Below are 8,702 nucleotides of genomic sequence, written 5' to 3' on the forward strand. Positions count from 1 at the left end.
ACGCATTATCGCGAGCCGATCGACTTTTCCGTGCGCAAGCTGGAAGAGGCCGAGAACACCCTGCGAAAATGGAAGCGGGGGGCCGACCTCGCGCCGACGGCGGCGGGACAGGTGCCCGTGGAGATCATCGACGCCTTGTCGGACGATCTCGCCACCTATGCCACCTTCCAGATCCTGACCCAGTTGGCCGGCGAGGCAGTGGACGGCAACGATGCCGCTGCATCGCTGAAGGCGTCGCTGCTGTTCCTCGGCTTCGACGTCGCGTCGGCGAAGGTTGATGAAGGCCACGTCGCCAAGGCCATCGCCAAGCGTCTCGCGTTCATCGCCGCCAAGAACTGGGCCGAAGCCGACCGCATCCGCGACGACCTGCTGGCCCAGGGGATACAGTTGAAGGACGGCAAGGATCCGGTCACAGGCGAACGCATCACCACCTGGGAGGTAAAAAGATGATCGATCATCTCGGCATCAACGTTGCCGATTTCGACGCTTCGAAGGCTTTCTATGACAAGGCGATGGCGCCGCTTGGTGCCGCGCTGTTGTATATGGTGCCGCTGGAGTACACCGGCGGTAAAAAGGTCGGTGGCTACGGTCGCGATCGGCCGGTATTCTGGCTGCAGGAAGGCAAGGATGGTCAGAAGGCCCATCAGCACGTCGCCTTCACCGCGCGCAGCCGCGCCGAGGTCGAAGCCTTCTATGCTGCGGCGCTTGCCGCCGGCGGCAAGGACAATGGCGGGCCGGGCCTGCGCCCGCACTATCACCCGGACTACTATGGCGCCTTCGTCCTCGATCCCGACGGCAACAACGTCGAGGCCGTCTGCCATGCGCCGGAGTGATCAGCGATGAGCCTCGACAACCGACCGATCTACACCGGCGGCTGCCAGTGCGGCGCGGTGCGCTTTCGCGTTGAAGGCGCTTTGGGCGACGCTTCGGTCTGCCATTGCCGCATGTGCCAGAAGGCGTTCGGCGCGTTCTACGCGCCGCTGGTTTCGGTGCGTGGCGCCAGACTCGACTGGACGCGCGGCGAGCCGAAATACTTCCGTTCGTCCAACCATGTCGATCGCGGTTTTTGCGCCGATTGCGGCACGCCGCTGACCTTCACCGCGCCGGACGGGGTTGGCCTCGCCATCGGTGCGTTCGACAATCCAGCGGAGATCGTGCCGCTGATTCAATGGGGGATCGAGGCAAAGCTGCCCTATGTCGACTCGATCCCGCAATTGCCGGGCGAGGACACCATGGCCGACATGTCGTCGGCCTCCTATCTGGCCGATCTCGTTTCCTACCAGCACCCCGATCACGACACCGAACAATGGCCGCCAAAGGAAAGATCATGACCGATCAGGTAAGAACCGGCGGCTGCCAGTGTGGCGCCGTGCGCTTCCGCGTTCATGGAGCGCTCGGCCGTCCGTCCATCTGCCATTGCCGCATGTGCCAGAAGCAGTTCGGCTCGTTCTTCGGCGCGCTGGTCACGGTGCCCAGAGATGGCGTCGAATGGACCCATGAAGAGCCGAGTTATTTCCAGTCGTCGGTCAACATCGATCGTGGTTTCTGCGCCCGCTGCGGCACGCCGCTGACATATCGGCAGCCCGGCGGGCTGGAAATCGCGATCGGTGCCTTCGACGACCGTTCGGACCTGGCACCGCAGATCCAGGTCAACTATGCCGCGCGGTTGCCCTGGGTGGAGACGATCTTCGATCAGCCCGTCCACCAGGATCCTGATTATTACAACAGGCAGGAATCCATCATCTCCTTCCAGCACCCAGACCATGAAACGCCGGACTGGCCGACCAAAGGTTTACAACTATGAGCAGTCAATTGCGTACGCTTTATCCCGAGATCGAGGCGTTCGATTCCGGCATGCTCGATGTCGGCGACGGCCACCAGGTCTACTGGGAGCGTTCCGGCACCAAAGGCGCCAAGCCGGCGGTGTTCCTGCATGGCGGGCCGGGCGGCACCATTTCGCCAAAACACCGGCGGCTGTTCGACCCGAAGCTCTACGATGTCATCCTGTTCGACCAGCGTGGCTGCGGAAAATCGACGCCCAACGCCTCGCTCGAAGCCAATACGACATGGCACCTGGTCGCCGACATCGAACGGCTGCGCGAAATGGCCGGCTTCGACAAATGGCTGGTGTTCGGCGGCTCCTGGGGGTCGACGCTTGCGCTCGCCTACGCCGAGACCCATCCAGAACGCGTCAGCGAACTGGTGGTGCGCGGCATCTACACGCTGACGCGTGCGGAACTGGAATGGTACTATCAGTTCGGCGTCTCGGAAATGTTCCCGGACAAATGGGAGCGCTTCCTGGCGCCGATCCCGGAGGCCGAGCGCAGCGACATGATGGCCGCCTATCGCAAGCGGCTGGTCGGCACGGATCGCAAGGCGCAGATCGAGGCGGCCCGCGCCTGGAGCCTGTGGGAAGGCGAAACGATCACGCTGTTACCCGAGCCGGAGACAAGCGGTCCGTTTGGGCAGGACGACTATGCCGTCGCGTTCGCCCGCATCGAGAACCACTATTTCGTCCATGCCGGCTGGCTGGAAGAGGGACAATTGCTGCGCGACGCGCACAGGCTGAGCGACATCCCCGGCACCATCGTCCATGGCCGCTACGACATGCCATGCCCGGCGCGCTATGCCTGGGCGCTGCACAAGGCCTGGCCAAAGGCGGATTTCCATCTGATCGAGGGCGCCGGCCATGCTTATTCGGAGCCGGGTATCCTCGACCGGCTGATCCGCGCGACGGACAAGTTTGCAGGCAAATGACCATGACCCGCGAGCGCCTCTATCTCTTCGACACCACATTGCGCGATGGCCAGCAGACGCCGGGCATCGACTTTTCCGTCGAGGACAAGATCGCCATCGCAAAACTGCTTGACGCTTTTGGCCTCGACTATGTCGAAGGCGGCTATCCCGGCGCCAACCCGACCGACACCGCCTTCTTCCAGGAGAAGCGCACGGAGCGCGCCAAATTCGTCGCCTTCGGCATGACCAAGCGGGCAGGGGTGTCGGCGTCCAACGATCCCGGCCTTGCGTCACTTGTGCAATCGAAGTCGGATGCCATCTGCTTCGTCGCCAAGAGCTGGGACTACCACGTCCGTGTCGCGCTCGGCTGCACCAATGAGGAGAACCTCGACGCCATCAAGGCCTCCGTCGAGGCGGCGATCGCCGCCGGCAAGGAGGCATTGGTCGACTGCGAGCATTTCTTCGATGGCATCAAGGCCAATCCCGACTACGCGCTGGCCTGCGCCAGGACCGCCTATGATGCCGGGGCGCGCTGGGTGGTGCTGTGCGACACCAATGGCGGCACGCAGCCATCGGAAGTCCGCGCCATCGTCGAGAAGGTTATTTCGTCGGGTATTTCAGGCGATCATCTCGGTATCCATGCCCATGACGACACCGGCCAGGCCGTGGCGAATTCCCTCGCCGCTGTCGAGGCTGGCGTGCGCCAGATCCAGGGCACGCTCAACGGCATCGGGGAGCGCTGCGGCAACGCCAATTTGATCTCGATCGTGCCGACGCTGGCGCTAAAGCCGGCCTTCGCCGATCGTTTCGAAACTGGCATTTCGGCTGAGGCGTTGACAGGCATTTCCAGGTTGTCGCGCGCATTTGACGAACTCCTGAACCGAGCGCCAGAGGCGCAAGCGCCCTATGTCGGCGCTTCCGCCTTCGCCACCAAGGCGGGTATCCACGCATCCGCACTGGCCAAGGAGCCGGCGACCTATGAGCACGTCCCCCCCGAAACCGTCGGCAACCGCCGCCGTGTCATGGTCTCGGACCAGGGCGGCAAGGCCAATTTCCTCGCCGAGCTGAGGCGACGCGGCATCGAGGTGCCGAAGGACGATCACCGGCTCGACGCGCTGATATCCGTGGTCAAGGAGCGCGAGGCCGAGGGCTACGCCTATGAAGGCGCCGATGCCAGCTTCGAACTCCTCGCCCGCAAGATGCTGCACGGCCTGCCGGAATTCTTCAACGTCACCTCGTTCCGCTGCATGGTCGAGCGCCGCTTCGACGCCAACGGCCAGTTGAAGACGGTCTCCGAAGCGATCGTCAAGGTGGTGGTCGATGGCGAGGAGAAGATGTCGGTGGCCGAGGGGCATGGCCCGGTCAACGCGCTCGACATCGCGCTGCGCAAGGACCTCGGCAAATTCCAGGGCGAGATCGCCGACATGGAGCTGGCCGACTTCAAGGTGCGTATCCTCAATGGCGGTACCGAGGCGATCACCCGCGTTCTGATCGAATCGCATGACGGCACCGGCGCACGCTGGTGGACGGTGGGAGTTTCCGAGAACATCATAGACGCCTCGTTCCAGGCGCTGATGGATTCCATCGTCTACAAGCTGATGAAGAACCGCGAGATGGCCGGACTGGTGGCCGCCGAATAGGGTTGAACCATCAGCGAAAGTCCATTGATCCATCAGAACTTTGCGATGGTCTTGCCAAGGTGACTGGGCCATAGCGTTGGCCCATGGCCACTGAAGCAATTACCCTGGATGCAGAGTCCAAGGCCCGGCGCGGCTTTCTGCTGGCGCTCGGCGCCTATCTGCTATGGGGATTGCTGCCCTTCTACATGAAGGCGGTCGCTCATCTGCCGCTCGCGGAAGTCATTGCCCATCGCATCGTCTGGTCGGTGCCGATCGCCGCCGCCGTTCTGATCTGGGCCGGCCGCACGGCGGATTTCAAGGCGGCGCTGCGTTCGCCACGCACCATCGCCATGGCCGCGCTGACGGCGGCGCTGATCTCGGTCAACTGGGGCATCTATGTCTGGGCGATCGCGGTCGACCGCACCGTCGAAACCGCGCTCGGCTACTACATCAATCCCCTGGTCAGCGTCGTTGTCGGCGCGCTGCTGCTCGGCGAGCGGCTCGACCGGCTGCAGATCGCGGCGGTGGTGCTGGCGGCCGTCGCCGTCGCCGTGCTGACCATCGAAGGCGGCAAGCTGCCCTGGGTGTCGCTGGCGTTGGCGTTTTCCTTCGCCGCCTACGGCTTCTTCCGCAAGACGCTGCCGATCGGCCCGAGCCAGGGATTTTTGCTCGAAGTCCTTCTGCTGTCGGTGCCGGCACTTGGCTACATCGTCTATCTCATCGCAACCGGACAGGACCACATCGTATCCAGCAGTGGCACGGATACGGCGTTGCTGATCGGCTGCGGTCCAGTCACATCAGTGCCGTTGTTGCTGTTCGCCTTCGGCGCCAAGCTGCTGCGGCTGTCAACCATCGGCATCATGCAATATATCGCGCCGACCATGGTGTTCCTGATCGCCGTTCTGATCTTCGACGAGCCTTTCGGCACCATCCAGGCCATCGCCTTTGCGCTGATCTGGGCGGCTTTGGCGGTCTATTCCTGGTCGATGTTGACGACAGCGCGACGCGCCGCGCCGCAGCCCGTACGGTAAGGGGGTTCGATGTACCTGCTGCATATCGCCAACAAAAATTATTCCTCATGGTCGCTGCGGCCCTGGGTGCTGATGCGCGCGCTGGATATCCCATTCGAGGAGCGGCTGACGCCATTCCCGACCGGATCGAGCTGGGATCTGTACCGTTCCTTCTCGCCGAGCGGCCGCGTGCCGTGCCTGGTCGACGACGGCTGGGCGGTCTGGGATTCGCTGGCCATCGTCGAATATCTGGCAGAACGCCACCATGGCGTGTGGCCCGTCGAAGCCAAGGCGCGCGCCTGGGCGCGCTCGGCCGCCGCCGAGATGCATTCGAGCTTCACCGCATTGCGCAGCGCCTGTCCGATGAGTTGCGGCGTGCGGGTAGAGCCGTTTCCGATGTCCGATGCGCTGAAGCAGGACCTCTTTCGCCTCGGCGACCTCTGGAATGATGGTCTTGCTCGTTTCGGCGGACCATTTCTGGCGGGCGCTCATTTCACCGCAGTAGATGCTTTCTTTGCCCCGGTGGCGTTCCGCGCACAGTCTTATGGGCTCTCCTTCGAGGGTGCGGCTGCAGCGTATCCGGCGCAGTTGCTTGCTCTGCCGGCGATGCGCGAATGGCATGCGGCTGGGCTTGCCGAGACCTGGCGCGAGCCCGATCACGAAGCGGAAGTGGCCGCCGCCGGCACCATCATCGAGGATCTTCGCGTCACTGCGTGAAAGCTGCCGGCGGGTGCTACATCTGTCCGAGCCGCCTGACAAAGAGATAGGTCGCGCCCGCGATCACCATCGACACAGCCGTCACCACCCAAAAGCCCATTGGCGTGTCGACCAGCGGCAGGCCCCCAACGTTCATGCCGAACAGGCCTGAGATGATGGTCATCGGCAACAGCACCGCCGTCATTACCGACAGGACGTACAGCAGCCGGTTCGACTGCGTCGTCAGCTTTGCCATAAGCTCGTCCTGCAATAGCCGGGCGCGCGCCTGCAACTGCTCGCCGTCATAGTGCAGCGTCTGCGCCCGGTGTGAAAGGCGCGCGGCCATGTCGTTGATGCTGTCTGGCAGGTCGTTGCGGTGCGAATGATCAAGGTGACGGAACAGATTGGTCAGCGTCGCCATCTGCCTGTGGATCACCACCAGATGCCGGCGCGCGTCGACCAGGGATTGCCGTTCATTGTGCCATGCGTCGCAGACGATACGGTCTTCGATGCCGTCGAGACTGTCGCCGAGTGCCGCGAGTTCCGCCACCATGCCATCGAACGACTGGCCGACGACAGCCTCGATCAACTCGGCTGGCGAGCGGAACTTGCGCGATCCATTCTCGATCGCCTTGCGGATGTTGTCGACCGACTGCAGCGGTTGCTTGCGGGCGCCGACCAGCATCGTGTCATTGAGCGCGAAGCGGAAATGGCCAAGCCCGCCCGCTTCCGCCGAATAGTCATGGCGCAGGTCCGGCAGATCGCCATAGAGCCAGTCGTCCTCGAGGTCGATGTGGCAGCCATGGCTGGCGGACAGGAAAGCTTCACGCACCGGTGCCGGCAAAGCCCGATCGGCGCCGATTTCGTGACGGGCCCGCATGTCGGAAAGCTGGTAGCTGCGCCATGTCCAGTGCGCGGCGGCGGCGTCCCTGGTTCGCACGCCCTCAGCGGTGAAGTGATAGATGAAGAACAGTCCGTGCTCGTCGGGCAGGTAGGGCGACAGATCGGTGCCTTCCGGGGCGAGAGTGATGTCCATGGGCGGTGCCAGATGCATGTTCCGAAGATGGCGCCGCACGGCGGCTGCCTGATACTGATTCCTAGCACGCGCGAAGCCGGTTTCGTGTGACGGTTTCTTGACAGCCGATCACAGTCTGTCGATCCCCCGTGTCAATCTGGGGGTGACGCCTTCGTCACCCCCGGATGTGCCCTGTCAGTGCTTCGGGCCGAAGCCGGGGTAGGGCTTGAGGGGCACGATTGCGGCAATGTCCATCATGCCGGCCTTGACCAACGGCAAGGTGGCGAGGTGGCCGCGAACCTCAGCATCATCAGCAGCCTCGAGCATCATGCCGCTGCCCGGGATGTCGCCTCGGTTCCACACCTGACGTACCGCCCCTTCGGCGTAGAGCGTGCGCCGCTGTTCGGCTTCGCCGGGCAGAAGTGGAGCGAAATCGGCATCGGTAAATTTTTCGGTGTTGCGAGCGAGAAGGGCAAAGAACTGCATGGCGGTCTCCTTTGGTTGGGATGGGCGATTATCGCTTTTGGCTGGTCAGACAGTCCAAGACTGATTAGGCTAAAGTTGAGACCCAAAAGGACTTGAGCCTTGGAGGAGAAATGTTCGACCTGCGCCAGCTCCGCTATTTCGTCACGGTCGCCGAAACCGGAAATGTCGGGCGCGCAGCCGAAATGCTGCATATTTCCCAATCGCCACTCAGCCGGCAGATCATCCAGCTCGAGGAGCAGTTGGGTGTTTCCCTCTTTGAGAGGTCGAAGCAGCGGGTCCATCTCAACGCCGAGGGCCGCGCCTTCCTCCCCGAGGCCCGCGCGCTGCTGTCCAATGCGCGACGTGTGGAGGAGTTCGGCCGCAACCTGGCCAGCGGTGCCGTCGGCCGGCTCGCCATCGGTTATGTCGAAGGGGCCGTTCATGCCGGGCTTGTCGCCGGGATGCTGCGCCAGTTCCGTCGCGACCGGCCGGATTTCCACCTGCAGCTGAGAAGCCTGCGTTCGGCGGCGCAGTTGGAAGGGCTACGGCAGCGGTCGCTGGATCTGGGCTTTGTCTACTCGTCGCCACCCGATGATGATCCGGATGTCGCCGCCATGGCGCTGCGGCATGAGCCGCTGGTGCTGGCGATCCCCGAAGATGACCCACTCGTTGAAGTGCCAGAGATCGGGCCGCACCATCTTGACGGTCGCACCTGGATCACCGTCGTGCGCCAGCCGGACGACACCAATCGCGGCCAGTTCCTTGCCGCCTGCGCCAAAGCCGGCTTCTTGCCCGACATCGCCTATGAGACGGCGGACCCGCTGACCTCGCTCGGCCTTGTCAGCGCGGGTCTCGGCCTGGCGACGGTGCAAGCCAGCCTGCGTGCCGCCGCGCCGCCGCGGATCGTGTTTCGCGACCTGCCGTGGTTCGACCGCACGGTTTCACTCCATCTCGCTTGGCGGCGTCATGACCGGCGCGCGGTGATTGCCGATTTGCGGCAGGCTGCGGCGGAAGAGGGGAGTAGGGGAGTAGGGCAGTAGGGCAGTAGGGCAGTAGGGCAGTAGGGCAGTAGGGCAGTAGGGCAGTAGGGCAGTAGGGCAGTAGGGCAGTAGGGATAGGCGTCGGTGCCGTCTGCTCCCCTATTCCCCTACTGCCTTACTG

Annotated in this window: 10 protein-coding genes and 1 pseudogene; 9 read left to right on the top strand and 2 right to left on the bottom strand. The window is 63.5% G+C overall.

The features are described from left to right. The 8 genes and pseudogenes from EN914_RS14550 to EN914_RS14585 all read left to right on the top strand — a co-directional run. Positions 1 to 450 (top strand): annotated as a pseudogene (locus EN914_RS14550) (cysteine--tRNA ligase); the annotation flags it as partial. After that, positions 447 to 833, top strand: coding sequence for a VOC family protein (locus tag EN914_RS14555; protein ID WP_013532560.1), 387 nt, complete (start codon positions 447 to 449; stop codon positions 831 to 833). The pseudogene EN914_RS14550 and the gene EN914_RS14555, both read left to right, overlap by 4 nt. A 6-nt stretch (positions 834 to 839) precedes the next feature. Continuing rightward, the gene (locus tag EN914_RS14560; protein ID WP_013532559.1) at positions 840 to 1,331 is read left to right on the top strand and encodes a GFA family protein; all 492 of its coding nucleotides are present in this window, start codon (positions 840 to 842) and stop codon (positions 1,329 to 1,331) included. Further along, positions 1,328 to 1,804: a GFA family protein gene (locus tag EN914_RS14565; protein ID WP_013532558.1), complete on the top strand. Its 477-nt coding sequence runs from the start codon at positions 1,328 to 1,330 to the stop codon at positions 1,802 to 1,804. Before EN914_RS14560 ends, EN914_RS14565 begins: the two co-directional genes overlap by 4 nt. Continuing rightward, on the top strand, positions 1,801 to 2,757 hold the full coding sequence (pip, locus tag EN914_RS14570) for a prolyl aminopeptidase (RefSeq protein ID WP_024503052.1): 957 nt from the start codon (positions 1,801 to 1,803) through the stop codon (positions 2,755 to 2,757). Before EN914_RS14565 ends, pip begins: the two co-directional genes overlap by 4 nt. Continuing rightward, complete coding sequence (gene cimA / locus EN914_RS14575; protein WP_196815395.1) at positions 2,754 to 4,376, top strand: citramalate synthase; 1,623 nt, start codon at positions 2,754 to 2,756, stop codon at positions 4,374 to 4,376. Before pip ends, cimA begins: the two co-directional genes overlap by 4 nt. An 83-nt stretch (positions 4,377 to 4,459) precedes the next feature. Further along, on the top strand, positions 4,460 to 5,386 hold the full coding sequence (gene rarD, locus EN914_RS14580) for an EamA family transporter RarD (protein WP_024503050.1): 927 nt from the start codon (positions 4,460 to 4,462) through the stop codon (positions 5,384 to 5,386). Between the two features lie 9 nt (positions 5,387 to 5,395). After that, positions 5,396 to 6,082 (top strand): glutathione S-transferase family protein, encoded by a 687-nt coding sequence (locus tag EN914_RS14585; RefSeq protein ID WP_024503049.1) that lies wholly within the window; start codon positions 5,396 to 5,398, stop codon positions 6,080 to 6,082. Positions 6,083 to 6,098: 16 nt separating this feature from the next. Here EN914_RS14585 and EN914_RS14590 read toward each other — a convergent pair whose 3' ends face one another. Both EN914_RS14590 and EN914_RS14595 read right to left on the bottom strand, forming a co-directional pair. Further along, positions 6,099 to 7,097, bottom strand: a complete 999-nt coding sequence (locus EN914_RS14590; protein ID WP_024503048.1) for a transporter — start codon at positions 7,095 to 7,097, stop codon at positions 6,099 to 6,101. Positions 7,098 to 7,271: 174 nt separating this feature from the next. Continuing rightward, the gene (locus EN914_RS14595) at positions 7,272 to 7,562 is read right to left on the bottom strand and encodes a muconolactone Delta-isomerase family protein (protein WP_013532552.1); all 291 of its coding nucleotides are present in this window, start codon (positions 7,560 to 7,562) and stop codon (positions 7,272 to 7,274) included. A gap of 110 nt (positions 7,563 to 7,672) precedes the next feature. Here EN914_RS14595 and EN914_RS14600 point away from each other — a divergent pair, with 110 nt between their 5' ends. After that, a complete protein-coding gene (locus EN914_RS14600; RefSeq protein ID WP_024503047.1) occupies positions 7,673 to 8,581 on the top strand; it encodes a LysR substrate-binding domain-containing protein in 909 nt (302 codons plus the stop codon). The last annotated feature ends 121 nt before the right edge of the window (positions 8,582 to 8,702 follow it).

Origin of the sequence: Mesorhizobium sp. M7A.F.Ca.CA.001.08.2.1 (assembly GCF_003998455.1) — a bacterium.
Lineage (GTDB): Bacteria > Pseudomonadota > Alphaproteobacteria > Rhizobiales > Rhizobiaceae > Mesorhizobium > Mesorhizobium ciceri.

Excerpts from the sequence above, each read along its gene's own strand:
- EN914_RS14595 (WP_013532552.1), bottom strand. The coding sequence starts at position 7,562 with ATGCAGTTCTTTGCCCTTCTCGCTCGCAACACCGAAAAATTTACCGAT.
- EN914_RS14560 (WP_013532559.1), top strand. The coding sequence starts at position 840 with ATGAGCCTCGACAACCGACCGATCTACACCGGCGGCTGCCAGTGCGGC.
- EN914_RS14555 (WP_013532560.1), top strand. The coding sequence starts at position 447 with ATGATCGATCATCTCGGCATCAACGTTGCCGATTTCGACGCTTCGAAG.
- EN914_RS14565 (WP_013532558.1), top strand. The coding sequence starts at position 1,328 with ATGACCGATCAGGTAAGAACCGGCGGCTGCCAGTGTGGCGCCGTGCGC.
- EN914_RS14585 (WP_024503049.1), top strand. The coding sequence starts at position 5,396 with ATGTACCTGCTGCATATCGCCAACAAAAATTATTCCTCATGGTCGCTG.
- EN914_RS14590 (WP_024503048.1), bottom strand. The coding sequence starts at position 7,097 with ATGGACATCACTCTCGCCCCGGAAGGCACCGATCTGTCGCCCTACCTG.
- rarD (WP_024503050.1), top strand. The coding sequence starts at position 4,460 with ATGGCCACTGAAGCAATTACCCTGGATGCAGAGTCCAAGGCCCGGCGC.
- pip (WP_024503052.1), top strand. The coding sequence starts at position 1,801 with ATGAGCAGTCAATTGCGTACGCTTTATCCCGAGATCGAGGCGTTCGAT.
- cimA (WP_196815395.1), top strand. The coding sequence starts at position 2,754 with ATGACCATGACCCGCGAGCGCCTCTATCTCTTCGACACCACATTGCGC.
- EN914_RS14600 (WP_024503047.1), top strand. The coding sequence starts at position 7,673 with ATGTTCGACCTGCGCCAGCTCCGCTATTTCGTCACGGTCGCCGAAACC.